Source organism: Anaeromyxobacter diazotrophicus, assembly GCF_013340205.1.
GTDB lineage: Bacteria > Myxococcota > Myxococcia > Myxococcales > Anaeromyxobacteraceae > Anaeromyxobacter_A > Anaeromyxobacter_A diazotrophicus.
The window spans coordinates 423453-448368 of record NZ_BJTG01000002.1; the positions used below are offsets into that span (position 1 = coordinate 423453).

General features: G+C 75.5%; 18 protein-coding genes and 2 tRNA genes. 10 read left to right on the forward strand and 10 right to left on the reverse strand.

The features are described from left to right. Positions 1 to 59 precede the first annotated feature (59 nt). From HWY08_RS04965 to HWY08_RS04975, 3 genes are all read right to left on the reverse strand, one after another. Positions 60 to 132, reverse strand: a tRNA-Glu gene (locus tag HWY08_RS04965). A 63-nt stretch (positions 133 to 195) separates the two neighbouring features. Further along, a complete protein-coding gene (locus HWY08_RS04970; RefSeq protein WP_176063538.1) occupies positions 196 to 3897 on the reverse strand; it encodes an efflux RND transporter permease subunit in 3702 nt (1233 codons plus the stop codon). Positions 3898 to 3911: 14 nt separating this feature from the next. Beyond that, positions 3912 to 5540 (reverse strand): efflux RND transporter periplasmic adaptor subunit, encoded by a 1629-nt coding sequence (locus HWY08_RS04975; RefSeq protein ID WP_176063540.1) that lies wholly within the window; start codon positions 5538 to 5540, stop codon positions 3912 to 3914. A gap of 346 nt (positions 5541 to 5886) precedes the next feature. Here HWY08_RS04975 and HWY08_RS04980 point away from each other — a divergent pair, with 346 nt between their 5' ends. Continuing rightward, the gene (locus tag HWY08_RS04980; RefSeq protein WP_176063542.1) at positions 5887 to 6780 is read left to right on the forward strand and encodes an endonuclease/exonuclease/phosphatase family protein; all 894 of its coding nucleotides are present in this window, start codon (positions 5887 to 5889) and stop codon (positions 6778 to 6780) included. 79 nt (positions 6781 to 6859) lie between these two features. Continuing rightward, positions 6860 to 7117: a hypothetical protein gene (locus tag HWY08_RS04985; protein ID WP_235969463.1), complete on the forward strand. Its 258-nt coding sequence runs from the start codon at positions 6860 to 6862 to the stop codon at positions 7115 to 7117. 22 nt (positions 7118 to 7139) lie between these two features. Here the strand turns inward: HWY08_RS04985 and HWY08_RS04990 are convergent, their stop codons facing one another. Beyond that, a complete protein-coding gene (locus tag HWY08_RS04990; protein WP_176063544.1) occupies positions 7140 to 7724 on the reverse strand; it encodes a hypothetical protein in 585 nt (194 codons plus the stop codon). 203 nt (positions 7725 to 7927) lie between these two features. Between HWY08_RS04990 and HWY08_RS04995 the strand changes: the two genes are divergently transcribed. Next, entirely contained in the window at positions 7928 to 8317 is a 390-nt protein-coding gene (locus tag HWY08_RS04995; RefSeq protein ID WP_176063546.1) for a hypothetical protein, read from the forward strand. 17 nt (positions 8318 to 8334) lie between these two features. Here the strand turns inward: HWY08_RS04995 and HWY08_RS05000 are convergent, their stop codons facing one another. Further along, entirely contained in the window at positions 8335 to 8730 is a 396-nt protein-coding gene (locus HWY08_RS05000) for a response regulator (RefSeq protein WP_176063548.1), read from the reverse strand. Between the two features lie 256 nt (positions 8731 to 8986). Between HWY08_RS05000 and HWY08_RS05005 the strand changes: the two genes are divergently transcribed. Continuing rightward, the gene (locus HWY08_RS05005; RefSeq protein WP_176063550.1) at positions 8987 to 11059 is read left to right on the forward strand and encodes a polysaccharide deacetylase family protein; all 2073 of its coding nucleotides are present in this window, start codon (positions 8987 to 8989) and stop codon (positions 11057 to 11059) included. Between the two features lie 58 nt (positions 11060 to 11117). Here the strand turns inward: HWY08_RS05005 and HWY08_RS05010 are convergent. Beyond that, a tRNA-Lys gene (locus HWY08_RS05010) sits at positions 11118 to 11192 on the reverse strand. Positions 11193 to 11367: 175 nt separating this feature from the next. Here HWY08_RS05010 and HWY08_RS05015 point away from each other — a divergent pair. The 3 genes from HWY08_RS05015 to HWY08_RS05025 are packed head-to-tail and all read left to right on the forward strand — an operon-like array spanning position 11368 to position 13857. Continuing rightward, on the forward strand, positions 11368 to 12174 hold the full coding sequence (locus HWY08_RS05015) for a PHP domain-containing protein (RefSeq protein ID WP_176063552.1): 807 nt from the start codon (positions 11368 to 11370) through the stop codon (positions 12172 to 12174). Continuing rightward, positions 12158 to 12823 (forward strand): sugar transferase, encoded by a 666-nt coding sequence (locus HWY08_RS05020; RefSeq protein ID WP_176063554.1) that lies wholly within the window; start codon positions 12158 to 12160, stop codon positions 12821 to 12823. The genes HWY08_RS05015 and HWY08_RS05020 overlap by 17 nt, the downstream gene beginning before the upstream one ends. Continuing rightward, positions 12793 to 13857 carry an ATP-grasp domain-containing protein gene (locus tag HWY08_RS05025; protein ID WP_176063556.1) on the forward strand — a complete coding sequence of 355 codons (1065 nt, stop codon included), beginning with the start codon at positions 12793 to 12795 and terminating at the stop codon, positions 13855 to 13857. The genes HWY08_RS05020 and HWY08_RS05025 overlap by 31 nt, the downstream gene beginning before the upstream one ends. Here the strand turns inward: HWY08_RS05025 and HWY08_RS05030 are convergent, their stop codons facing one another. Further along, entirely contained in the window at positions 13858 to 15060 is a 1203-nt protein-coding gene (locus HWY08_RS05030) for a DegT/DnrJ/EryC1/StrS family aminotransferase (RefSeq protein WP_176063558.1), read from the reverse strand. Between the two features lie 10 nt (positions 15061 to 15070). Beyond that, positions 15071 to 16276 (reverse strand): glycosyltransferase family 4 protein, encoded by a 1206-nt coding sequence (locus HWY08_RS05035; RefSeq protein WP_176063560.1) that lies wholly within the window; start codon positions 16274 to 16276, stop codon positions 15071 to 15073. Positions 16277 to 16459: 183 nt separating this feature from the next. Between HWY08_RS05035 and HWY08_RS05040 the strand changes: the two genes are divergently transcribed. The 3 genes from HWY08_RS05040 (at position 16460) to HWY08_RS05050 (ending at position 21946) form a co-directional block, all read left to right on the forward strand. Further along, positions 16460 to 17500, forward strand: a complete 1041-nt coding sequence (locus tag HWY08_RS05040; protein WP_176063563.1) for a GNAT family N-acetyltransferase — start codon at positions 16460 to 16462, stop codon at positions 17498 to 17500. A 264-nt stretch (positions 17501 to 17764) separates the two neighbouring features. After that, positions 17765 to 19681, forward strand: coding sequence for a nucleoside-diphosphate sugar epimerase/dehydratase (locus HWY08_RS05045; RefSeq protein ID WP_235969464.1), 1917 nt, complete (start codon positions 17765 to 17767; stop codon positions 19679 to 19681). A 12-nt stretch (positions 19682 to 19693) separates the two neighbouring features. Beyond that, positions 19694 to 21946, forward strand: a complete 2253-nt coding sequence (locus HWY08_RS05050) for a polysaccharide biosynthesis tyrosine autokinase (protein ID WP_176063566.1) — start codon at positions 19694 to 19696, stop codon at positions 21944 to 21946. Between the two features lie 197 nt (positions 21947 to 22143). Here the strand turns inward: HWY08_RS05050 and HWY08_RS05055 are convergent, their stop codons facing one another. Next, positions 22144 to 23292 (reverse strand): HNH endonuclease, encoded by a 1149-nt coding sequence (locus HWY08_RS05055; protein WP_176063568.1) that lies wholly within the window; start codon positions 23290 to 23292, stop codon positions 22144 to 22146. Between the two features lie 302 nt (positions 23293 to 23594). Next, positions 23595 to 24911, reverse strand: coding sequence for a glycosyltransferase (locus HWY08_RS05060; RefSeq protein WP_235969465.1), 1317 nt, complete (start codon positions 24909 to 24911; stop codon positions 23595 to 23597). Positions 24912 to 24916 lie beyond the last annotated feature (5 nt).

Consider the following 24916-nt stretch of genomic DNA (forward strand, 5'->3'; position numbering starts at 1 on the left):
GCAACGGCGGCGGCGTGGGGAGCTGTGCGTGCCTCCCCGCTCGCCGCCGTGCAACCGATTGACCCCACAGGGATTCGAACCCCGGTTTCAACCCTGAGAGAGCTGCGTCCTGGGCCTCTAGACGATGGGGTCGCGCGCGGTTCTATCGAAAGGCGGCGGCGGCGTCAAAGCGCGCGTGCGCGCTTCCGAGACCCCCTAGGCGGCGCGCCCGGCGGCGGTCGAGGCGGGTGGCCACACCAGGCGGCGCGCGGCGGGGCGCTCGCGCAGGTAGGCGAAGGAGCCGAGCGCGACGCAGGCCGCCGCCGGCGCCAGCGCCGCCGCCCAGGCGAGGCGCGGCAGCGCGACGTAGAGCGCCGCCACCGCGACCGCGGCCGCCAGCGCCCAGCCGGTGCCGAGCACGCGGGTGAAGGAGCGCAGGCGCGCCAGCCGCCGCGCGTCCAGCGCCTCGAGCCGCTCCCAGAGGACCTGCTCCTGGCGCCAGTAGGTGTAGACGACCGGGATGATCTCGAGGGTGAGGAAGGCGCTGGTGAGGAGGCCTCCCACCATGGGCGCGGCGATGCGCTTCATGACGTCGGAGCCCGAGCCGGTGGCCCAGAGCAGCGGGATGAGCCCCGCCAGCATGGTGGCGACGGTCATGAGCTTCGGGCGGACCCGCTGGACCGTGCCCTCCATGTGCGCCCAGATGATGTCGGACAGGTCGCGGATCTTGCCCGCCCTGCGCCGCCGCTCGTAGGCGTGGTCGATGTAGACGATCATCACGATGCCGGTCTGGGCGGCCAGCCCGGTGAGCGCGATGATCCCCACCCACACCGCCGTCGAGAGCCGGTAGTCGAGCAGCCAGAGGAGCCACACGCTCCCCACCAGCGCGAACGGGATGGAGAGGAGGACGATCAGCACCTCGACGAAGTTCCGGAAGTGCAGGAAGAGCAGCAGCACGATGATGAGGATCGTGGCCGGGAGCACGAGCCGCATCCGCTCCGCCATCTTCTCGAGCTCCTCGTACTGCCCGGTCCAGCGCAGGAAGGTCCCCTGCGGCAGCGTGAGCCGGCCGTGCTCGAGCGCCTCGTGCACGACGTGCTTCGCCTCGGCCACGTACCCGCCCACGTCGCGCGCGGGGTCGAGATCGACGTAGACGTAGCCGACGAGGAGCCCGCCCTCGTCGCGCACCATGGGCGGGCCGCCCACGATCCGCACGTCCGCCACCTGCCCCAGCGGCACGAAGGCCTGCGCCCGCCGCCCGGCGCCGCCGGCGAGGCCGGCCAGGGTGCCCTGGTCGGCCTGGTTCACGGCCTGGTCCCACTCCAGCGCCGGCGCGTCGGAGAGGGTGCCCGGGATGGTCCGGGGCAGGCGCTTCACCGGCCCGGCGGGCGCGTCGCCGCCCCCCATCCCGCCGCCCATCTGCGCGAGCAGCAGCGCCGGCACCCGCGGCGGCGCGAGCGCGCCCATCTTGCCGGAGGGCGCCGCCCCGCCGATGGGCACGAGCACGCTCCGGAGCCGCTCCAGGTCGCCGCGGAGGTGCTGCGGGTAGCGCACGTTGATGGAGAACCGGTTCCGCCCCTCCACCGTGACGCCGACGGGCGCGCCGCCGATGGCCGCCTCGACGGTGCGCTGCACGTCGCCCACGGTGAGCCCGTAGCGGGCGAGCGCGTCGCGGTCGGGCACGACGTCGAGGTACAGCCCGCCCTCGTTCCGCTCGTAGAAGGCGCTGCGCGTGCCGCGGAGCGACGCGAGCAGCCCCTCGAGCGCGACGCCCACCCGCTCGATCTCGGCCAGGTCGGTGCCCATGATCTTGACGCCGACCGGGGTGCGCACGCCGGTCGAGAGCATGTCGATCCGCGCCTTGATGGGCATGGTGTAGGCGTTGGTCCAGCCGGGGAGCTGCATGGCCCGGTTCATCTCGGCCGTCAGCTCCTCCCAGGTGATGCGGGTGCGATCGGGCCACAGCGGCCGCAGGGCGGGGGCGAGCCACGAGGGCGCCCAGCCGGACCACCAGCGGCGGCGCTCGAGCTTGCGCCAGGCCGCGGCGGGCTTGAGGCGCACCGTGGTCTCGACCATGGTGAGCGGGGCGGGGTCGGTGGCCGTCTCGGCGCGGCCCGCCTTGCCGAACACGCTCGCCACCTCCGGGAAGCCGCGGAACACGCGGTCCTGGAGCTGCAGCTGCCGCTTGGCCTCCTCGATGGAGAGGTTGGGGAAGGTGGTCGGCATGTAGAGCACGTCGCCCTCCTCGAGGGGCGGCATGAACTCGTGGCCGAGCTGCAGCGCGAGCGGCACCGCCGAGAGCACCGCCAGGAGCCCGATGGCGAGGGTCGACTTGGGGTTCCGCAGCGCCACGAACACGAACGGCCGGTAGACGCGGGCGATGGCGCGCGAGAGCGGGTGGCGCGCCTCGCTGCGGATCTCGCCGCGGAGGAGCAGGTCGCGCAGCGCCGGGGCGAAGGTGATGGAGAGCACCGCCGCCGAGAGCATGACGAACGTCTTGGTGTAGGCGAGCGGGCGGAAGAGGCGCCCGGCCTGGCCGGTGAGCGTGAACACCGGCAGGAACGCCACCGCGATGACGAGCAGCGAGAAGAAGATGGCCGGCGTCACCTCGCGCGCCGCCTCGGCCAGCAGCGCGCGGCGGTCGGCGCCGGGGGGCGCGTGCTCCAGCTTCTTGTGCGAGGCCTCGATCATCACGATCTCGGCGTCGACGGTGGCGCCGATCGCGATGGCGATGCCGCCCAGGCTCATGAGGGTGGCCGGGATGTCGAGCAGCACCATGGGGATGAAGGCGAGCGCGACCGCGACCGGCAGCGAGATGATGGGCAGGAGCGCCGAGCGCACGTGCAGGAGGAAGGCGAGGATGACGAAGGCGACCACCAGCGCCTCCTCCACCAGCGCGCGCTGCAGGGTGCCGATGGCGCGGTGGATGAGGTCGGTCCGGTCGTAGGCGACCTCGACCTTCACCCCGGGCGGCAGGGTGTGCTCCAGCTCGCGCAGCTTCTGCTTCACGCGGCCCACCACGTCGAGCACGTTCTCGCCGTAGCGCACGACCACGATCCCGCCCACCGCCTCGCCGTCGCCGTTCCACTCGAGCAGCCCGCGCCGGAGCTCTGGCCCGAAGCGCACCGTGCCGAGGTCGCGCACCAGCACCGGCACGCCGGCGGGCCCGCGCGCGCGCACCGCCACCCGCTCCAGCGCGCCCAGGTCCTGGATGTAGCCGCGGCCGCGCACGTAGTACTCGCGGCCGGCCATCTCGATGGAGCGGCCGCCCACGTCGCTGTTGGAGTCGCGGATCTTCGCCGCCACCTCCTCCAGCGTGACGCCGTAGGCGCGCAGCTTGTTCGGGTCCACCGTCACCTGGTACTGGCGCTGGAACCCGCCCACGCTCGCCACCTCGGCCACCCCCGGCACCTGGCCGACCGCGTAGCGCAGCGTGAAGTCCTGGAACGTCCTCAGCTCGTCGAGCGAGGTGCGCCCGTCGGCGACCAGCGCGTACTGGAAGCCCCAGCCGACGCCGGAGGCGTCCGGGCCGAGCACCGGGTTCGCGCCCTCGGGCAGCCGGGCGCGGAGGGAGCTCATGTGCTCGAGCACGCGGCTGCGGGCCCAGTAGAGGTCGGTGCCCTCCTCGAACACCACGTACACGAACGACATCCCGAACATCGAGTAGCCGCGGACGCCGGCCACGCGGGGCGCCCCCACCAGCGAGCTGACGACCGGGTAGGTGACCTGGTCCTCGACCAGCGTGGGCGAGCGCCCCATCCACTCGGTGAAGACGATGACCTGCGGATCCCCGAGGTCGGGGATGGCGTCGAGCTTGGCGTGCCGGATGGCGTAGATCGACGCGGCGGTCGCCACCGCCACCGCCAGCAGCACGACCAGGCGGTTGCGGGCGCAGAGCTCGATGACGCGGGCGACCATGGCGCTCCCGGGTGCTAGTTCCGCGCGTCCGCCCGCGCGTGCTCGCGGCGGTCGTCGCCCTCGCGCTCGCGGCGCTCGTCCTCGGCGCCCACCGGGCGGAAGCCCTCCACCGCCGCCCGCAGCCGGCTCTCCGAGTCCACCAGGAAGTTGGCGGTGGTGACGACCATCTCCCCCTCGGCGAGCCCCTCCAGCACCTGCACCCGGCCGTCGCCGCCCGCGCCGAGGCGCACGCGCCGGGGCTCGAAGCGACCGGCGGGCCGGGCGACGAACACGTACTGCTGGTCGCCGGTGTCGACCACCGCCTCGCCGGGCACCGTGAGCGCGTCGCCGGCCGGGAGGTCGAGCAGGACGTCGCCGTACATGCCCGGCTTGAGCCGGAGCCCCGGGTTCTTCAGCTCGATCCGCGCCTGGACGGTGCGGCTCTCCGGGTTCACGGCGGGATAGACGAACTGCACCCGCCCGCCGAACGTCTCGCCCTGGCGGGCGGCCACCGTGAAGCGGGCGCGCTGCCCGACCCGGACCCGGTCGACGTCGCGCTCGTAGACGTCCGCGACCACCCACACGGTCGAGAGGTCGACGATCTGGAAGAGCTCGGTGCCGGGCTGCACGTAGAGGCCGGGGAGGGCGGCCTTGCGCGCCACGTAGCCCGCCACCGGCGAGCGCACCGGGACGGTGGCCAGCGGCTGCCCGGTCCGGGCGATCTCGGCCACGTCCTGGGGCGCCACCCCGAGCAGCTCCAGGCGGCGGCGCGCGTCGTACTCCACGCCACCCGCGGCCCCGCCCGCGGTCGCGAGCCCCTGCTTGTCGGCCCACTTCACGGAGTTCAGGTAGACCTGCTGGGCGGTCACCAGCTCCTGGCTGTAGGCGGTGGCGAGGATCTGCCCCTTCTCGACGCGCGCGCCGCTCTGCGCCACCAGGAGCTTCTCGATCCAGCCGCTGAAGCGCGTCGTCACCAGCGCCAGCCGCTGCTCGTCCGCGGCGACGAACCCCACCGTCCGGAGCTGCGGCGCGAGCCGCTCGCGCAGCACCGGGCCGGTGCGCATCCCGATGAGCTGCGTGCGCGCCGCGTCGAGCTCCACCGGCACGAGCCCCGCCACCCCGCCCTGGTTCGCGGCCGGCGCCCGCGGCACGAGCTTCATCCCCCCGCACTTCTCGCAGCGCGCCTCCGGATCGTCGCTCGCCACCTCCGGGTGCATCGGGCACCAGTACTTCCCCTGCGCCGCTGCCCCAGTCGCGGTCGCGGTCGCGGTCGAGGTCGAGGCCGAGGTCGAGGTCGAGGTCGAGGTCGAGGTCGAGGTCGAGGTCGAGGTCGAGGTCGAGGTCGAGGTCGAGGTCGAGGTCGGCTTCCCCTCGACCGGCACGAGGTCCATCCCGCAGATCGGGCAAGCTCCCGGCCGGTCCTGCAGCACGGCCGGGTGCATCGGGCAGTGGTACTGCCCCGCCGCTCGCGCCGAGGCGCGGCCGCCAGGCGCCAGGCCCGCGAAGTGAGCCCACGCGCCGAGGGCCGCCACCGCCATGAGGGCGACCAGCGCCCACCGCGCGATGGCCATCGCGCGGACGCCGGGCGGGGGGGCTTCGGAGCCCTCGGGCATCGGCTCGGTCGCCGGGCCCGCCGGGGGCGGCGTCAGCTCGCGGTCGCTCATGGAGGACTCCTCGGAATTCCTCCATCTTACTTTGGTTTCATGCCCCGGCACGCAGGGGGCTCAAGGGGCTTGCCGTCCGGTGGCCGAATGGACACGCGAGCCCTGGTTCGCCGGCCGGCCCACCGAGCGCCTGCCCCTCCCGGGGGTGCGCCCTCGGGCGCGCATCCTCCTCTTGTCGATGACCTCGGCTACGTCCACGGCACGCTGGCGGCGGCGCTGGTGGCGGGCCTCGCCGCGTACCGCGCGCGGACCGCCTGACGGACGCGGCGGCCGCGCCCGAGCCCCGACCCGCGCGCCAGGCGAGGCCCCGCGCGCTGGCGAGCCGGTTGCATCCGCGCTCCGCGCCATGCTGCGCGCGACCGCCGCCTCCCTGCTCCTGCTCCTCGCTTGCGGCCCCGCGCCGGCGGCTCCGCCGCCGCCCACCCGCTCGGTCCGGCTCGTCACCTGGAACGTCCACGACCTGTTCGACGAGGCCGACCGGACGGCTCCGCCCGGCGAGGCCGACGCGGTGCTCGGGCCGGCCGAGGTGGAGGCGAAGCTCGAGCGCGTGGGCGCGGTGCTGCGCCGGCTCGACGCGGACGCCGTCGTGCTGCAGGAGGTGGAGAACCTGGCGCTGCTCGAGCGGCTCGCGCGCGGCCCGCTGGCAGGGCGCGGGTACCGGGCGGCGCTGGCAGAGGGGCACGATCCGCGGGGCATCGACGTGGGGGTGCTCACGCGCCTCCCGCTGCTCGAGTACCGCTCGCACCTCGATGAGCGCGACCCCGACGGCGGGTTCCTCTGGGCGCGCGATCTGGCCGAGGTGCGGCTCGGGGGCGCGGCGCAGGCGCTCGTCCTCGTGGGCGCGCACCTCGTCTCGCGCCTCGACCCGGCGAGCGGCGCCCGCCGCGCGCGCCAGGCGGCGCGGGCGCGGGAGGTCCTCCTCGCCGCGGCGGAGCGGGACCCAGGCGCCCTCGCCGTCCTGCTGGGCGACCTGAATGACCTGCCCGGCTCCTGGGCGCTCGCGCCGCTCCTCGGAGACGGAGCGATCGCGGATCTGGGAGCGGCGCTCGCGCCGGCCGAGGGCTTCACCTGGGTGGGCGGCGGCGCCGAGGAGCGGCTCGACTATGCGCTCGTGCGCCGCAGCCAGGCGGCGTCCGTCGCCGCCGTGGCGGTGGCCGGCGGGCCCGAGGTGGCGGCCGCCTCGGATCACCGGCCGCTGGTGGTGGACCTCTGGCTCGACCCCCTCCGGCCGGACCGGTGAGCTCGGACCCGGGGGCCCCCCCGGCGCGGGCGAGACAGGACCGCTGGCGCGAGATACCATTCAGGGGGAAGGTGGTCGCATGCCCAAGCCCGTGCACGCCCAGCCCTCGCGTCCGCTGTCGCAGGCAGAGCGCCTCGCGCGCAAGGAGTTCCTGAAGAGCGACGCCGCCAAGCTGGAGCGGCAGCTCCGGGACGTCCAGGAGCAGATCGCGCGGCTGCTGGAAGGGTGCGAGCACACCGACGCGAGCGGCCGGAGCGCCATCGTGGGCGGCCGGACCAAGGTGTGCTCGCAGTGCGGCCGCATCGTCGCCGGGCCCGTCGAGAAGCTCTGGGGCTAGCGCGCGGCGCTCGCCAGCTCCCCTACAGCTCCCAGATCTTCGCGACGCCCAGGCCGGAGGCCTCGGAGAGCTGGCGCACCCAGCCGCGGCCCGAGCGCCCCTCGAACCAGGAGGGGACCACGAGGTGGAACTCGCCGCCGGTCTGCTCGGCCGCGCTCGCGAAGAGGTGCCACCGGGAGAGCTGGCGGTCGACGTCGCTCTCCTCCGGCAGGAAGACGTCGACCAGCACGGGGCGCCCGGCGGCCCGCGCCGACAGGCACGGGCGGTGGCTGCGTACCGTGCCGCGCACGATCTCGGGGGCGGTGAGCCCCGCCACGTCGGCCCGGACCTCGTCGTACCCGGAGCGCGCCAGCACCTCGGCCATCGCCTCGACGACCGCGAGTGTGCGCGGGCCGACCGCCTGGTTCTCCTCGGCGTTGCCCAGCGGAGGGAGCTCGGGCTCGCGGGCCGCCGGCGCGTCCTGCAGGTGCAGCCGCGCGCCGACGTCGCGCCAGACGCGTCCGGCCTCGGCGTGCGCGAGGCGGCCGAGGCGGCGCGCCCGCTCCGCCACGCGCTCGCCGATGGCGCCGGCTGCCTCCCTGACCCTCCGCCCGATCTCGAACCCCATGCCCGCCCTCCGCTCCCGCCCCGAGGAAACAGCCGGCGCACGCGAAACTCTGCCAGCGAGGGCTGACACCCGCCTTCATGGCCGCCTGGGGTGCGCCGAGGAGGGAGGGGGCGCGGCCGCTGGCGGCCCGACGCGCCGCCGCTGGGTGTCAGAGTCCCGCGGTACGTGCTTGGGATCGCGGGGAAGCGAGGAGGAGAACCCGGATGCATTCGCACGAGACGGCGGAGCAACGCACGCCGGCGACGGCCGGCGAGGAGCAGCGGCGCACGGCCTACCTGCCTCGGATCGACGGCGTGACCTTCCGCTGCGAAGGGTGCGGGGCGGACCTGCACGACCTGCGCGGCGTATTCCTCGCGCACCGCGCGGGGCTGGGCTGGCGCATCGAGTGCGCGCAGCACGACGACGCCGAGCGGCAGGTGGACGGGGGCACCCTGTTCGGCGGCGGGCTGCACGCGCTCGAGATCTACGCCGAGCTGGCGCGCACGCGCGGCTTCGACCCGACCGATCTGTTCAAGGCCTTCCTGCGGCTGCGCGCCCAGGCGAGCGGGCTGTTCATGCCGCCGCAGCCGCCGGCGCGCGCCGCCGCCCGCTGAGCGGGCGCGCCAGGCGCTCACTTGCCGCACATGCGGGTGAGCGCCGCGCTGAGGCTCTCGACGTCGAAGGGCTTGGCCAGGAACTCGTCCGGCGGCGCGACGAGCTGGAACTCCCCCGGTCGCATGCCCGTCATGGCCGCGACCGGGATGTGCTCCAGCCGCGGATCCGCCTTCATGCGGCGGAGCACCTCGTTGCCGGAGATCCCGGGCATCCGGATGTCGAGCACCACCAGGTCGGGTGGTCTCGGCCCCTGGAGCTCGCGCAGCGCGGCCTCGCCGGAGTCCGCGGCGACCACCTCGATCCCCTGCAGCTCCAGGTAGTCGGTGAGGAGCTCCCGGAGCGCCCCGTCGTCGTCCACCACCAGCACGCGGCGGCAGCTCAGCTCCTCGCCCAGGGTGGGCTCCGCGGACATGAGGCGAGGGTGCTCACGGCGGGCGCCGGCGGGTAGCCGCGCCCGGCTGGCGAGGCGCCGGGCGGGCGCCCGCACCCCGCGCCGGCGTGCGGCCGCCTGCCCTCCGCGCCGGAGCCCTCGCACGCCGGGCACGGCGGCGGCGGCTGGGCGGCCCGGGCGCCGACCTCACTGAGGGTCGCACGCCTTCAGGACTACCGGCCTAGCGGCACCTTCCACATCCTGAGCCCGAGGTACGTCCCTCCCGCTCGGAGAACCCATGGTGGCGGCACGCGCAGCGCTCCTGGCCGTGTCAGTAGCCGTCTCTCTCCCCGCCTCGGCGGCCGCGCCGTTCGCCGAGGGCATGATCACCCTCACGTTCGACGACAACCTGGCGTCGCAGTACACGCTCGCGAGACCCGCGCTGAACCAGCACGGGTTCCACGCGACCTTCTACCTCATCTCCGGGAGGCTCGGGCGCGGCACCGGCCTGACGGTGGCGCAGGCCCAGGACCTCGTCGCCGACGGGCACGAGATCGGCAGCCACACCGTCGACCACCTGAACCTGACCACGCTCTCGGACGCCGACCTCGCGTACCAGCTCGGCGAGTCGAAGCGCCAGCTCGAGTCCATGCTCGGCCTGGCCGACGTCCCGAGCTTCGCCTCCCCGTTCGGCGCCTACGACGCGCGGGTGCTCGCCGCGATCCAGCAGGTCTACGCGTCGCACCGCACCTGCAACCTCCCCACCCTCGACTTCGCCGACACCGACCGTTACCAGCTCCTCGCCGGCGACACGCCCCTCCTGCTCTCGGACATCGAGCGGTGGGTCGACACCGCGCTGCAGCAGCGCACCTGGATCATCCTGTACCTGCACAACCTCACGGACACGGTCGTCGCCTCGACCGACTTCGCCTACTCGGACTTCCTGGCCGCGCTCGACTACATCGCGCAGCGCAAGATCAAGGTGGTCACCATCCGGGAGGGGGTGGCGCTCATGTCCGGGGCGGGAGGTCCGCCGCCTCCTCCCCCCCCACCTCCGCCGCCGCCGCCGCCAACCGGTACGTACACGCCGGTGGCGTGGAGCGGCTGGGAGCGGGACGGGGTCTCGGTCGGCCCGGCGGTGGCGTTCGCGGGGCGCACCGCGCAGGCCCTCACCGAGGCGAGCGGCGGCACCTACCACTACCTCGTGGGCAGCGACCCGACGCGCGCGACGGGGAGCTGGGAGCTGACGGTGGTCGCGCACGCGGACCGGGGCGACAAGCTCTACCTGCAGCTCGACCCTGGGGGCGCGCCGTACCCGCAGGCGAAGTTCGACCTCTCGACCGGGGTGGTGCACTCCTCCGCCGGCGGGGGGGCGACGGTGGCGGCCTCGATCGACGACCTGGGCGGCGGCTGGTACCGGTGCCACCTGCTGGTCTCGAGCCCGCTCCAGGCGGTGGACGCGCTCGTGAGCCTGCTCGCCCCCACCTGGGCGACGAGCTACGCCGGGGACGGGAGCCGCGACGTCTACATCGCCGAGGTGACCCTCGATCTGCGCACGGGGGCGCCTCCGCCTCCGCCGTCTCCGCCGCCCGCCGCGCCCCCGCCCACGCTGACCAGCGTGGCGCCGGGAGGCGGTCCAGCCGCGGGAGGGACGGTGGTGACCCTGAGCGGCGGCGGGTTCGCCTCCGGCGTGACCGTCGCGTTCGGCGGCGCCGCCGCGGCGGTCGCGAGCGCCTCGGCGACGTCGCTCGCGGTCACCGCGCCGGCGCACGCGGCGGGGGTCGTGGACGTGAAGGTGACGAACCCCGACGGCCAGTCCGCCACGCTGGCGGGCGCGTTCGCCTACGCGGCGCCTCCTCCTCCACCGCCGCCTCCTCCGCCGCCCGTCGGTACGTACACGCCGGTGGCGTGGAGCGGCTGGGAGCGGAACGGGGTCCTGGTCGGCCCGGCGGTGGCGTTCGCGGGGCGCACCGCGCAGGCCCTCACCGAGGCGAGCGGCGGCACCTACCACTACCTCGTGGGCAGCGACCCGACGCGCGCGACGGGGAGCTGGGAGCTGACGGCGGTCGCGCACGCGGACCAGGGGAGCCAGCTCTACCTGCAGCTCGACCCCGGAGGCGCGCCCTACCCGCAGGCGAGGTTCGACCTGGCGGGCGGGGCGGTGCGCTCCTCCGCGGGCGGCGGGGCGACGGTGGCGGCCTCGATCGACGACCTGGGCGGCGGCTGGTACCGGTGCCACCTGCTGGTCTCGAGCCCGCTCCAGGCGGTGGACGCCCTCGTGAGCCTGCTCGCCCCCACCTGGGCGACGAGCTACGCGGGGACCGCGGGGCGCGGCGTCTACGTCGCCGAGGTGACCCTCGACCGGCGGTGAGCCTCCGGCTTCCCCGTGCTCCCGGGTCGGCGGAAGCGCCGCGGGCGTAGGTGAAAAGTGGTGGGGCGCGAGGGACTCGAACCCTCAGCCTACGGCTTAAAAGGCCGCAGCTCTACCGTTGAGCTAGCGCCCCCTCTCGTGCGCCGACGACGTATAACCCATCCGCGGCGGCGCGCGAGTCTCCGCGCCGGCCCCGCCGGGCGCCGCCCCGTCCCGAGCCGAGGCGCGCTCCCGCCGCGTGCACATGATGCCGTGGGCGCGCGCCGCCCGGGCGGACGCCCGGAGGGCGGGCGGCGCCGGGGACCACGGTGACGCGCGTCGACTACCACTTCCACACCTCGTACTCGTACGACGGGCGGGCCACCCCGCCGGAGATCCTCGAGGCCGCCCGGCGCGCCGGGTTGACCACCGTCTGCGTGACCGACCACGACACCATCGAGGGCGCGCTGGCGCTGCGGGCGCTGGCGGGCGGCGCGCTGGAGGTAGTGATCGGGTGCGAGCTCACCTGCGACGACGGCTCGCACGTGATCGGGCTCGGGCTCCAGACGATGTTCGCGGAGCGCCGGCTCCTGGAGGTGATGGACGCCATCCACGCCCAGGGCGGCCTCGTGCTCCTGCCGCACCTCTTCCGGCGCGGCAGCGGCGTCTTCCGGCACGAGCTGCGCCGGACCCCGGCGTTCGTGGAGGAGGTCCTCGCCCGGGCCGATCTGGTCGAGTGCTTCAACGGCCGGGACACCTTCGAGCACAACGCCGCGAGCCGCGCCTTCGCCGCCGAGCGCGGCCTGTCGAGCGTGGCGAGCAGCGACGCCCACCGCGCCAGCGAGGTGGGCTCGGTCTTCGTCGAGTACGACGCGGCCGCGCCGCTCCACGGGCGCTCGCCGCGGCGGATCTGGTTCCCGCCGCAGCGCGAGCTGCACGAGCACCCGCTGAAGCGCGCCGCCCTCGAGCTCTACCATCGGCACGCGGGGGCGCTGCCCCCGTTCGTGCGGGAAGGCTACCGCGCGGCGCGCCGGCGGCTCCGGAAGGACGACGCGGGGCGGGGCCGGGGGCCCGCCGCGCCGCAGTATCAGCTCGGGACGGCAGGGGAGGGGGGCCAGCATGCCGGCGGACCGTGAGCGCGGGCGCGGCGCGCAGCTCGCCGTGAAGCGGGCGCTCGACGTGGCGGGGTCGGCGCTCCTCCTGGCCGCGCTCTCGCCGGTGATGCTGCTCGTGGCGGCGGCGGTGAGGGCCGACTCCCGCGGCGGCGCGATCTTCCGCCAGCAGCGCGCCGGTCGCGGAGGGCGGCTCTTCACCATGTACAAGTTCCGGACCATGGTGGAGGGCGCGGAGCGGTCGCCGCTCGGCAGCTACTGCTACCGCGACGACCCCCGCATCACCCGCGCCGGGCGGCTCCTGCGCCGCACCAGCCTCGACGAGCTGCCGCAGCTCGTGAACGTCCTGAAGGGCGACATGAGCTTCGTCGGCCCCCGCCCCGACCTGCCCCACCACGCCGAGCGCTACGACGCGCGCCAGCGCGGGCGGCTCGACATGCGGCCCGGGATCACCGGCTGGGCGCAGGTCAACGGGCGCAACGGGATCTCCTGGCCGGCCCGGATCGAGCTCGACCTCGCCTACGTGCACGGCTGGTCCCTGTGGCGCGACCTGCAGGTCGTCGCGCGCACCGTGAAGGTGGTGCTGGCGCGCGAGGGGACGGAGCTGCCGAGGAAGCTCGGCGAACCCACGGGAGAGCGGCCATGGCCGGAGCAGAAGCGCGACGCGAGCTGACGGCGCTGGTGACCGGGGCGGGCGCGCCGCCCGGGGTGAGCATCTTCAAGGCCCTCCGCCAGTCGGCGCTGCGGCCGCGGGTGGTGGCGACCGACGCCGACCCGATCTCGGTGGGCCTGTTCCGCGCCGACGCGGGGTACGTGCTGCCGCGCGTGACCGCGGACGAGCCGGCCTACCTGTCGCGCCTCGAGGAGGTGTGCCGCCGCGAGCGGGTGGACCTCGTCTGCTTCGGGTCCGAGGTGGAGATGCGGCGGGTCGCGCCCTTCCGCGCCGAGCTCGAGCGGCGCACCGGGGCGCGGCTGGTCGTGAACGAGGCGGCGCTGCTCGAGCGCTTCATGGACAAGTGGGGCATGTTCGAGGCGCTGCACGACCGCGGGCTGCCGGTGCCGGAGACCGTCCTGGCCGGCGACCGGGCCGCCGCGGCGGCGCTGGTGGCCCGGCGCGGCTTCCCGCTCATCCTCAAGCCCCGCCACGGCTCCGGCTCGCGCGACCTCCACCTCGTGAAGAGCGCCGGCGAGCTCGCCTGGCTGACCGAGCACGTGCCGGAGCCGGTGCTGCAGGAGCACCTGCTGCCCGACGACGAGGAGTACACGGTGGGCGTCTACCGCAGCCCACGCTCGGGCTACCTGGGGCAGATCACCTTCCGGCGCAGCCTGGCGGCCGGGCTCACCTACAAGGCCGAGGTGGTCTTCGACGAGGAGATCGCCGCGGCGTGCCGGCGGGTGGTGGAGGCCTTCGACCTCTGGGGGCCGGTGAACCTGCAGCTCCGGAAGACCCGCGAGGGCGTGCGCGTCTTCGAGATCAACCTGCGCTTCTCCAGCTCGGCGGTGATGCGCGCCCACTTCGGCTTCAACGAGGCCGAGCTGTGCCTGCGCGACCTCGTGCTGGGCGAGCCGCTCGCCATGCCTGCGGTCCGCCGCGGCTGGGCGCTGCGGTACTGGGACGAGGTCTACCTCGACGAGGAGGCGTGCGCCGCAGTCCGCCGCGACGGCCGGGTGGAGGGGCCGGCGGGGCGGAAGGAGGCCGACTTCTGATCAGCCCGCCGGGGCGACCGCCGCGGCCGCCCCGGCGAAGGCCACCCCGGCCTCCGCCGGCGCGCGGGCCGGCGCCGCCGCCCGCCGCGCGGTGCGGCGGACCACCTCGATCACCCGGTGCTGGTCGGCGAGGGTGAGGCTGCTCGAGCTGGGCAGGCACAGCCCGCGCGCGAAGAGCCCCGCCGAGACCTCGCCGCCGTGGCGCGGCCAGTGCGCGTGCAGCGGCTGCAGGTGCATCGGCTTCCACAGCGGCCGCGCCTCGATGTCCTCGGCGGCGAGCGCGGCGAGCACCTCGTCGCGGGTGGCGCCGGCGCGCGCCGGATCGAGCGTGAGGCAGGTGAGCCAGTGCGTGTGGAGGCCGTAGGCCGCCTCCGGCATGAACTCGACGCCCGGCAGGTCCGAGAGCGCGGCGCGGTAGCGCGCCTCGACGGCGCGCCGCTGCCGCACCCGCTCGTCCAGCACCTCGAGCTGGCCGCGCCCGATCGCGGCGAGCACGTTGGACATCCGGTAGTTGTAACCGACCTCGACGTGGTGGTACGCGGGGCCGGGCTCGCGCGCCTGCGTGGACCAGTAGCGCGCCTTGTCGATCCAGTCGGCGCGCGGCGACGCGAGCACCCCGCCGCCGGTGGTGGTGATGATCTTGTTCCCGTTGAACGAGAACGCGGCCAGGTCGCCGAACGAGCCCGCCGGCCGGCCGCGGTAGCTCGCGCCCAGCGCCTCGGCGGCGTCCTCCAGGAGCGGCACGCCGTGCGCGCGGCACAGCGCGGCGATGGGGTCGAGGTCGGCGCACTGGCCGTAGAGGTGGACCACCACCACCGCCCTGGGCGGCCTGCCCCGGCGCCCGCGCTCGGCGAGCGCCTCCTCGAGGAGCGCCGGGCTCATCATCCAGCTCCCGGGCTCGCTGTCCACGAAGACCGGCGTCGCGCCGAGGTACAGGATCGGGTTCACGCTCGCCACGAAGGTGAAGTCCGAGACGATCACCTCGTCCCCGGGCCCGACGCCCAGCAGGCGCAGCCCGAGGTGGATGGCGGCCGTCCCGCTCGCCAGCGCCACCGCCGGCCGCCCCAGCCGCTCGCCGAAGGCGCGCTCGAACGCGTCGAGCTGGGGCCCCACGCTGGACAGCCAGTTCGACGCGAAGGCCTCGCGGACGTAGCCCTCCTCGCGGCCGCCCATGTGCGGCACCGACAGATGGACGCGACCCATGCGCTGCCCCCTAGCCTTGCCCGCCGGCCGGCACGAGCGGCGCTCGCCCCGCCCGCGCCACCTGCTCCACGTACGCGTCGTGGAGCGCGCTCCAGAGCCGCTCCTGCGCGAAGTCCCGCAGCACGCGCGCGCGCGCCGCCTCGCCGTGCCGCCGCCGCAGCGCCGGATCGGCGAGGTAGGCCCGCAGCGCGCCGGTCAGCGCCGCCGCGTCGCGCGCCGGGACGAGCGTCCCGGTGACCCCGTCCACCACCGCGTCCACGCACCCGGGGACGCGCGTCGACACCACCGGCAGCCCCATCGCCGCCGCCTCCAGCGGCACGACCGGGAAGCCCTCGCGGTAGCTGGGGAGGGCGAGGACGTCCATGGCGCGGAAGTACCTCGGCGTGTCCCAGTCCTGGCCGGCGAGGAGGACGCGCGGATCGCCCGCGAGCGACGCCACCACCTCGGAGGGGATGGGGTCCTGCGGCTCGAGCGGCCCGACCAGCACGAGCCGCAGGTCCGGCAGCTCCTCGCGCAGCACGGTCCAGGCCCTCCAGAGCTCGACCACGCCCTTCTCGCGCACCAGGCGCCCGACGAAGCCCAGCACGCGCGCGCGCTCCGGCAGGCCCAGCGCGGCGCGCGCGGCGGCGGCCTGCTCGGGCGACGGCGCGCGGAAGCGGCCGGCCGCGTCGATGCCGTTGATGCTGCCGCCGAGGAGGACGGAGACCTTCTCGGGCGGCGCGACGCCCTCGGCCACCGCCAGCTCCGCCACCGAGCGCGAGACGCACAGGACGCGCGTCGCGAGCGCCGCGGCCAGGCGCTCGGTGGTGCGCAGCAGGCGGCGCGCGAGCCCCGTCGCCGTCAGGAAGCGCAGCCCGTGCACGTGGTAGACGCGGACCGGCACGCCGGCCAGCCACGCCGCCAGCATCCCGAGCAGCCCGCCCTTGGGCGTGTGCGCGTCGACGAGGTCGGGGCGGAGGCGCCGCATCAGGAGGACGAGGCGGACCAGCGCCACCAGGTCGCGCCCCGGCGTGATGGCGCGCGCCATCGGGACGCGGTGGACCACGACCCCCTCGGCGCGCTCGAAGCGCTCCAGGGCGGGGCCGGGCGAGGAGACCGCCGCCACCTCGAAGCCTCGCCCGCGGAGGTACCCGGGCTGGCCGGTGAGGAAGAGCAGGCTCTCGGGCACGGTCGTGACGTGCAGGAGCCGCAGCGGCCGGGCGATGACGGTCAGCACGCGAGCAAGGTGGCGTCTCCCGGACGGCCGCGGGAGGGATCACTTGGGTCAGGCCGGGCGCGGCGTGCGCGCGAGGGCCCGCTCGCCCGCCCGCCTTCCGCGCGGGGGACCTGCGGGCCCTCGGCAGGCGGGGTGCCCAACGAGGCGGGCGCCGCGCGCGCGCCGAGCGACCATCGTGCGCTCATGGACTTCCGCGTGCTCGACGCCGCCTCGCCCGAGGATCTCGCCCGGTGGCTCGCCCTGTGGCGGCGGTGGCCGCGGCGCGAGATCCAGGCGCACCCGGAGTACGCGCGCCTCTTTGCGCGTCCGTGCGACCGCGTGGTGTGCGCGGTGGGCGAGGACGCGGACGGCGGCATCCTCTTCCCGCTCCTGCTGCGCCCGCTCGCGGCCGAGCCGTGGGCCGCGCCGGGCGAGGCGCGGCTCGACGCCGTGACCCCGTACGGCTACGGCGGGCCGTTCGCCTGGGGGCGCCGCGACGAGGAGGCCTACTGGCGCGCGCACGAGCGCTGGTGCGAGCAGGAGCGGATCGTCAGCACCTTCGTGCGGCTCTCGCTCTTCCCGGAGCAGCTGGCGGAGCTCCCGGGCCACGTCGAGGTCCGCTCGCGCAACATCGTGGTGCCGCTGCAGGGCGGCCCCGAGGCGCTCTGGCGCGGGTACGAGGGGAAGGTGCGCAGGTGGGTGCAGGTGGCCGAGCGCGCCGGGCTGCAGGTGGAGCTGGATCGCGAGGGCGCGCGCCTCGACGACTTCGTCCGCGTCTACACGCACACCATGGAGCGGAACGGCGCCGACCCCTGGTACTTCTTCCCGCGCGCCTTCTTCGCGCAGCTGGTGGAGCGGCTCGCGGGCCACTTCGCCTTCTTCCACACGCTCTCGCAGGGCGCGGTGGTCTCCTCTGATCTGGTGCTCTGCTCCGAGGAGCACGTCTACTACTTCCTCGGCGGGACGCACGCCGACGCCTTCCCGCTCGGCCCGAACTACCTCCTGAAGCACCGCATCGCCAGCTGGGCCGCCGGGGAGGGGAAGCAGGGCTACGTGCTGGGCGGCGGCTACGCGCCGGGCGACGGGCTCTTCCGCTACAAGCGCGCCTACGCGCGGTCGGGCGAGGTGCCGTTCCGCGTCGGCTGCCTCGTGCACGACGAGCGCGCGTACGTCGGCCTCGTCGCCGCGCGCACCGGAGCCGGCTGGTCGCCGCGCCCGGGGTTCTTCCCCGGGTACCGCGCCTGAACTGGGCGAGCGGGCGGCGGCCGGCCCCGTGGACGGACGGGCGAGCGAGCCCTCCGGCGCTCGCGGCCGGGCGGGTAACACGCACCGTGAAGGTACGGTCGCACGCCCCTGCAGCGAGCCCTCTGGCGGGAGCGCGGACCCCGAGCGGAGGGATGCTTCTGCGGCGCAGGCTGCGAACTCATGTTGGCGGTGGGTGGGCGGCAGGTCGGCGGGGGGTCGGGCATGCGTCGGAACCCTAGAGCGTGGCACGCGGTTCGTCGCACGTTGATCCTGCTCGCGGACGGCGCGGTGGCCGTCCTCGCGCTGCGCCTGGCGCTGGAGGTGCGCTTCGAGGGCCGCGTCCCCGACGCCTACCTGGCCTCGCTGCCGCGGGCGGCGCTGATCGTGGCGGGGTGCCGCGTGCTGTGCAGCCGCGCCGCCTCGCTCGACCGCTGGACCTTCCGGCTGGCGGGGATGTCGGACGCGCTCCGGGTGAGCTTCGCGGCGCTGGCCGGCACCGGGCTGTTCGCGGCGGCCGCGCCGCTCGTGCCGGGCGGCGTGCCGCGCTCGGTGATCGTGCTCGAGTTCTTCCTCACCACCTCCGCCTACGGCGCGCTGCGCTTCGGGCCGCGGGCGCTCCTGCGCTGGTCGAAGCGCCTGGCGCGCTCCGGGCCCGGCGCCGACCGGACCGTGATCATCGGCGACGGCAGCGCCGCCGAGCTCCTCGGGCGCGACCTCGAGCGGAGCACCACCGCGCTCCACCAGGTCGTGGGCGTGGTGTGCAGCGATCGCCTGCTGGTGGGCTCCCGGCTGGCGGGCCTGCCGGTGCTCGGGGTGATCGGGGAGCTGCCCGCGCTCATCGCCCGCCACCGCGTCTCGACGGTCCTCCTGGCCGAGCGCTGCGGCTCGGGCGAGGACGTGCGCCGCATCATCGAGACCTGCGCCGCCTGCCGGGTCCGCTTCAAGATCGTGCCCGCCTCCTTCGACCAGTCCGTGCGGCTCTCGGCCTCGATGCTGGCCGACGTGTCCCCGGCCGACCTGCTCCCGCGCGACAGCGTGGCGTTCGACGAGGAGGCCATCCGGGCGCTGGTCGCGGACCGCCGCGCCCTCGTCACCGGCGCGGGCGGGACGATCGGCGGGGAGCTGTGCGCGCAGCTGGCGCGCTTCGGGGCGCGGCAGCTCGTCATGGTGGACATGAACGAGAACGAGCTGTACCTCGGCAGCCGGCGGCTCGCCGCCCGCCACCCCGAGCTGGAGATCCGGACCGAGGTGGCCGACGTCCGCGACGCCGACGCGCTGCTGCGGCTCGGCGAGCGGTACCGCCCGCAGGACGTCTTCCACGCCGCCGCCCACAAGCACGTGCCGCTCATGGAGCTGGCGCCGGACGAGGCGGTCAAGAACAACGTGTTCGGCACGCTCAACGCGGCCCGCATGGCGGACGGCTGCGGGGCCGAGCGCTTCGTGCTCATCTCGACCGACAAGGCGGTGAAGCCCACCTCGGTCATGGGCGCGACGAAGCGGGTGGCCGAGCTGGTGGTGAGGGACCTCGGCCGCAGCTCGCGCACCCGGGTCACGGCGGTGCGCTTCGGGAACGTCCTCGGCTCCGCCGGCAGCGTCGTGCCCATCTTCAAGGAGCAGATCGCCCGCGGCGGCCCGGTGACCGTGACCCACGCCGAGTGCACGCGCTACTTCATGACCATCTCCGAGGCGGTCGGGCTCACGCTGCTGGCGGGGCTCGGCGGCTACGGCGACCTGTGCGTGCTCGACATGGGCGAGCCCATCCGGATCGCCGACCTCGCCCGCTACATGATCACGCTGGCCGGCCGCGCCGGCGAGGTCGAGGTCACCTACACCGGCCTGCGGCCGGGCGAGAAGCTCCACGAGGAGCTGCTCACCGAGGACGAGGAGCGCTCGGAGCGCGTGCGCAACCGGATCCACGTGACCGAGAGCCCCGCGCCGCCGCCCGACCTCGCCCACTGGCTGGGCGAGCTGAAGCGGCTCGCCGAGGTCGGCGACCGGAACACGCTCCTGGCCGTGCTGCGCGCCCTGGTGCCGACCTACCGGCCCTCGCGCAACGTGGCAGAGCTCGAGCTGTTGACGACGCCGGCCGGGCGCGCGGCGGCGCGCCGGACCAGCGGCGTGCGCGGACCGGCCGTGGTGGTGGGCGGGGGCGCCGAGGCGCCTCGGGTGCTGACGGACTGACGGAGCGAGCACATGGCGAGCGAGAACGAGGCGGTGGGCGTGGTGCGGGGCGGGCGTGCGCTCGCGGCGCCGCGCGGGACCCGGCGCGAGGAGCCGAGCCTGGGCGAGCTCCTCCAGGCGCTGATCGACGGGAAGGGCTGGGTGCTGGGCGCGCTGGCGCTGGCGCTCGCCGCGGCCGGCGCGTACCTGTTCCTCGCGCCGCCGCTCTACCGCTCCTCCGCCCTGGTCCAGGTCGACGACGAGCCGGCGCCGCTGAGCGAGGCGGACCGGGCCGATCACGTGGCGGCCCTGCTCCTCGAGCAGAAGCTCCCGATCGAGGGCGAGATGGAGATCATGCGCTCGCGCTCGCTCGCCGGCCCGGTCGTGGACGCGCTCGGGCTGACGGTGGTGGCGGCGCCCCGGCGCGTGCCGCTGCTCGGCGACGCGCTGGCGCGGCGCCGCGCCGCGGAGCCCCCGGCGGCGCCGCCGCTCGCGGCGCTCGGCCGCTTCGGCTGGGGCGGGGAGCGGATCGCGGTCGCGCGGCTGGAGGTGTCCGACGACCTGCTCGACGAGCCCATCTGGCTGACGGCGCTCGGCGAGGGCCGCTACCGGCTCGCCGGCCGCGACGGCGCGCCGTGGGCGGTGGGCAGCGTGGGCGCGCCGGTGACCTCCACCGCCGCGGGTCACCGCGTCGAGCTGAGCGTCGCCGAGCTCGTCGCGCGCCCCGGCACCGAGTTCCGCCTGGAGCGGCGCCGGCGCGACACCGTGATCGACGAGCTGCAGCGCGAGCTCCGGATCGAGGAGAAGGTGAAGAAGAGCGGCGTGGTGGCGGTGGAGCTCGAGGGGCGCGACCCCGCGCGCGTCGCGGCCATCGTCGGCGCGCTCTCCTCGGCTTACGTGGCGCAGAACGTGGAGCGGAAGACGGCGGCCGCAGGCCGGACGCTCGCGTTCCTGGAGGCGCAGCTGCCGCTCGTGAAGGCGAGCCTCGACGCGGCCGAGGGCGCGCTCTCGGCCTACCGCTCGCGCAAGGCCACCGTCGATCTGCCGATCGAGGCCAAGGCGACGGTGGACCGGTTCGCCGAGCTCGACAAGCAGGTGGCGCAGCTCGCCGCCGAGCGGGAGCAGCTGGCGCAGAAGTACGGTCCGCAGCACCCGGACCTGGTGGCGCTCGATCGCAAGCTGGAGGCGGCCCGCCGGGAGCGCGCGTCCTTCGAGCCCCAGGTGCGCGCCGCGCCGGCCACGCAGATGGACGCCTCCCGGCTCACCCGCGAGGTGAACGCGAAGGCGGACATCTACCTGTCGCTGCTCAACAAGGCGCAGGCGCTCCGGGTCCTCAAGTCGGGCAACCTCGGCAACGTGCGCCTGGTGGACGCGCCGGTGGTGGCGCACAAGCCCTTCACGCCCAAGCCCGTCCCGGTGCTGGCGCTGGCGGCCCTGGTCGGGCTCGCGCTCGGCTGCGGCCTCGCCATCGCCGTGCGCGTGCTGCACGAGGAGCTGGTGGACCCGCAGCTCATCGAGGGGGCCCTCGGGCTGCCGATCCTGGCGGCCGTGCCGCACAGCGAGGAGGAGGCGCGGCTCGAGCGCCGCGGGCGGCGCGGTCGCGCCGCGCTGGCGGCGGCGGCGCCGGACGATCTCGCCACCGAGAACCTGCGCGCCCTGCGCACCGCGCTCGGCTTCCTGCTCAACGCGCGCGGCAACGTGGTCGCCCTGAGCTCGCCCTCCCCGACGGTGGGCAAGAGCTTCGTGGCGGTGAACCTGGCCCACCTCTTCGCCGCCGCGGGGAAGCGCGTGCTGCTCGTGGACGCGGACCTCCGCCGCGGCGGGCTGCAGCGGTTCTTCTCGGCCGGCGCGCACGCCGGCCTGGCGGACGTCCTGGCCGGCCGCACGCTGGCGGCGGAGGCCATCCAGAGCACCGGCACCGCCAACCTGGACCTGCTGTCCGCGGGCCACCTGCCGGAGCACCCCGCCGAGCTGCTCGCCAGCCCGCGCCTGCACGAGGTCCTGCGGGCGGCCGCGACCCGCTACGACGTGGTGGTCGTGGACGCCCCGCCGATCCTGGCGGTCACCGACCCGGTGCTGGTCGCCCGCTGCGCCGACGTGAACCTGCTCGTGCTGCGGTCCGGCCGCGACCCGCTGAGCGAGATCGCGCTCGCCCTGGAGCGCTACGCCCAGAGCGGCGTGACCGTGCACGGCGCGATCATGAACGCCGCGCGGCCGGCGCACGGCTATCGCGGCGCGTACGAGCACCGCTCCTACCGGCGGCCCAGGGTGAAGCTCGCCGGGTAGCCCGGCTGTGCGCGAGCCCGCGGGGGGCGGGCGACGCGGCGGCTCATGATTGGCCAGGAGTCGGCCGCGCCCCGTCCCAGCAGCAGGGAGGTGCGTGGCCCTCTTGTGGCCGCCGCCCCTCCGAGCCAGGGCGCCGCCCGGCGAGCGGCGCCGGCGAGGCGTCGCCCCGCGTCCGCGGCGCCGTCCGCGAGATCGGCTCACGATCCGGTACCGCGCCGTCGCTGCGTCCGTGTCGAGCCAGCGGCCTCAGCGCCCTCGCCGCACGCCCCTGAAGTGCTTCCGCCAGCGAGAGCTGGAGCGCTCCGGTCCGCGTCCTTCCGGAACTGTTCCATGTGCTCCCTTCCGAAGACCTGCTCGGCGTGCAGCGAGTTGTGATTGCGGCAACACAGTCTCAGATTGTCGGCGGTGCTGCGCCCGCCGAGCGCGACCGGGTCGATGTGGTCGAGCTCGAGCCGCTTCGTCGAGCCGCAGACGCTCCCGTCCGGCAGGCGGAAGCTGCAGCGGCCGCCGTCCCGCTTCCACACCTCCCGCGCGACCGCCGCCGGGACGTGGCGCGGGTCGGCGGAGGGCTTCTGAGGCGCCGGCCGCGGCCGCTTCACGAGGCCGCGCCGGCGGTCGGTCTTCTCGAGGAGGAGGTCGAGCGCGGCGGTGAGCACCGCCTCGGTGTCGCCGTCGGGGATGGCGTGGGAGAGCGCGTCCTTGGCGGCGTCGAGCTTGGCGAGGAACGCCTTCGAGACGGTGACGTGGTAGCGGCGGAGGTCAGCGTCGAGGGGCACCACCTCGTCGCGCGGCCGAGCTGGCGCGGAGAAGAGGTCGGGGCCCGGCTGTACCCTTTCGGACTTCGCCGGCGAAGTCCGTTCGGGTACAGGCGAGGCGGTCCGCGCCTCCGCGGGCGCGCTCGCGCGCAGTGGCGGCGCGGTGCGCGCGAGCGCCGTGACCACCTCGCGCCGCGGCGGATTCGCGACCGGCCTGAGCTCCGCGACGAGCGCCTCCGCCTCGCGCTTCGAGAGGCCGTAGAAGCGCGGCAGCACCTCGCCCGCGTTCTCAGGGGTGAGCGCCTTCGAGAGCTCGTACACCACCGACATGCACACGCGGCCGTCCCGGAGCGGCTCTACCACCGCGGGGAAGCGCTGGACGAGCGCAGCCGCGGTCATCCGACGAGCGGCGGCGCTGCTCGTGAGCCGGAGCTCGCGCTCGAGGTACTGGAAGAGCGAGGCGTAGCCGAGCGTGCCCCACCCGCGCTGGCGGTCGAAGTCCGCCAGGGCGACGAGAAAGTCGGCGAGGCGGCTTCGCTCCTCGGCGAGGAGCGAGGCGATGCGTCGGGAGAGGGCGCGGGCGTCGGTCATACGGAGAGTGTCTCATGCGTGTTCGAGGCCTCCCCGGACGCACGAGGTTCGCGCTGGACCGGCGCGAAAGGCACGCCCGGCGAGAACGGGTTCGGTCGGCCGTCGCTCCTCGGAGCGGCCCGGCGCGGCCGCGGGAGAGGCCTCCTCGCGCCTTCGCGTTCGCCGAAGCGCGATCCGCGCGGGAACGCGTCAAGCTCCCATGCGGGATGACCCAGGATAGTGACGCATCGTGAATGGCGGTCCGCCCAGCCATGCATCGCCACCGGTCACGCGTGTTCACCCTCGCCGGGCCACGGGCCGCTCTACTCCGCCGCCCCCGACGACGCGGCCGGGCCGAGCTCCTGCGGAGCCCGCGCGGGCGCCTTCCGCGCCCGCGGCGGTGCCCCCATCGCCGCGAGCAGGTGATCGCGCAGCCGCGCGGCGTTCTCGCGCAGGTCGAAGCGCGCGAGCACGCGGGCGCGGCCCGCCTCCGCCAGGCGCCGGGCCAGCGGCGGGTCGCGGTGGAGGCGCTCCAGGGCGGCCGCGAGCGCGGGCGCGTCCTGCGGCGGCGCCAGGAGCCCGGTCCGCCCGTCCTCGACCAGCTCCGGGATGCCGGAGACGCGCGTCGAGACGACCGGGAGGCCCATGGCCATCGCCTCCATGAGCGCCACCGGGATGCCGTCCATCATCCCGGCCGGCGTGACCACGCTCGGCAGGGCCATGGCGTCGGAGCCCTCCAGGAGCGCCCGGATCCGGTCCTGGGGCTGGTTCCCGACGAGCGCGACCCGGTCGCCCAGGCCCAGCGCGGCCACCTGGCGCTCGACCGCCGCCCGCTCCGGCCCGTCGCCGACGAGCACGCACCGGATCGGCACGCCGCGGTCGCGCAGGAGCGCGCAGGCCTCCACCAGCCAGCGGTGCCCCTTGTAGTCGCGCAGGCCCGCCACGCACGCCACGCGGAAGAGTCCGTCCGGGCTCCGGGGCGGGCGCCGCGGGAAGAGCCGCGGGTCGACGCCGCACGGGATGACCACCGTCCGCGCCGCCGCGGCCGGCCCGTAGAGCCGCTCCAGCAGCGCGCGGTTGTAGCGCGAGATCGTCACCACGAACCGGGCGGCCGCGAGCTTCTGCTCCAGCATGGCGCGGTCCAGGTAGAGGTCGTGCGCGTGCGCCGTGAAGCTGTAGCCGATGCCGGTCAGCCGCTCCACGACGTAGGCCGCCAGCGCCGGGTGCGTCGCCCAGTGGGCGTGCACGTGCGCCACCCCGCGCGCCTCCATCCGCCGCGCCACCACCGCGGCGCGCGGCACGACCACCAGCGCCTTGGCCAGGAACGCCGGCGAGCGGAGGTTCCCGGCGACCGCCCGCGCCCAGGCGCCGAGGTACGCCCGCGGCCGCCGCGCCAGCCAGTGGAGCTGGGCCAGGACGAGCTCGGCCGAGAGGCCGCGGTGGTAGTGGACCCGCTCCGTCAGCGCCTCGGCCCCGGGCTGGCGCAGGCCGGTGGCGGCGCCGAAGAGCGGGAAGATCTCGAGGTCCACGCCCAGGCGCCGCAGCTCCAGCATCTCGTGCAGGATGAAGGTCTCGGTGACCGCCGGGTACCACGACATGAGGTAGCCGACGCGGGCGGAGGGCTCCGGGGAAGGCGTCATCGCGG

Excerpts from the sequence above, each read along its gene's own strand:
- HWY08_RS05050 (WP_176063566.1), top strand. The coding sequence starts at position 19,694 with ATGGCGAGCGAGAACGAGGCGGTGGGCGTGGTGCGGGGCGGGCGTGCG.
- HWY08_RS04990 (WP_176063544.1), bottom strand. The coding sequence starts at position 7,724 with ATGGGGTTCGAGATCGGGCGGAGGGTCAGGGAGGCAGCCGGCGCCATC.
- HWY08_RS05060 (WP_235969465.1), bottom strand. The coding sequence starts at position 24,911 with ATGACGCCTTCCCCGGAGCCCTCCGCCCGCGTCGGCTACCTCATGTCG.
- HWY08_RS04975 (WP_176063540.1), bottom strand. The coding sequence starts at position 5,540 with ATGAGCGACCGCGAGCTGACGCCGCCCCCGGCGGGCCCGGCGACCGAG.
- HWY08_RS04995 (WP_176063546.1), top strand. The coding sequence starts at position 7,928 with ATGCATTCGCACGAGACGGCGGAGCAACGCACGCCGGCGACGGCCGGC.
- HWY08_RS05000 (WP_176063548.1), bottom strand. The coding sequence starts at position 8,730 with ATGTCCGCGGAGCCCACCCTGGGCGAGGAGCTGAGCTGCCGCCGCGTG.
- HWY08_RS04970 (WP_176063538.1), bottom strand. The coding sequence starts at position 3,897 with ATGGTCGCCCGCGTCATCGAGCTCTGCGCCCGCAACCGCCTGGTCGTG.
- HWY08_RS05030 (WP_176063558.1), bottom strand. The coding sequence starts at position 15,060 with ATGGGTCGCGTCCATCTGTCGGTGCCGCACATGGGCGGCCGCGAGGAG.
- HWY08_RS05005 (WP_176063550.1), top strand. The coding sequence starts at position 8,987 with ATGGTGGCGGCACGCGCAGCGCTCCTGGCCGTGTCAGTAGCCGTCTCT.
- HWY08_RS05040 (WP_176063563.1), top strand. The coding sequence starts at position 16,460 with ATGGACTTCCGCGTGCTCGACGCCGCCTCGCCCGAGGATCTCGCCCGG.
- HWY08_RS04985 (WP_235969463.1), top strand. The coding sequence starts at position 6,860 with ATGCCCAAGCCCGTGCACGCCCAGCCCTCGCGTCCGCTGTCGCAGGCA.
- HWY08_RS05055 (WP_176063568.1), bottom strand. The coding sequence starts at position 23,292 with ATGACCGACGCCCGCGCCCTCTCCCGACGCATCGCCTCGCTCCTCGCC.
- HWY08_RS04980 (WP_176063542.1), top strand. The coding sequence starts at position 5,887 with ATGCTGCGCGCGACCGCCGCCTCCCTGCTCCTGCTCCTCGCTTGCGGC.
- HWY08_RS05020 (WP_176063554.1), top strand. The coding sequence starts at position 12,158 with ATGCCGGCGGACCGTGAGCGCGGGCGCGGCGCGCAGCTCGCCGTGAAG.
- HWY08_RS05025 (WP_176063556.1), top strand. The coding sequence starts at position 12,793 with ATGGCCGGAGCAGAAGCGCGACGCGAGCTGACGGCGCTGGTGACCGGG.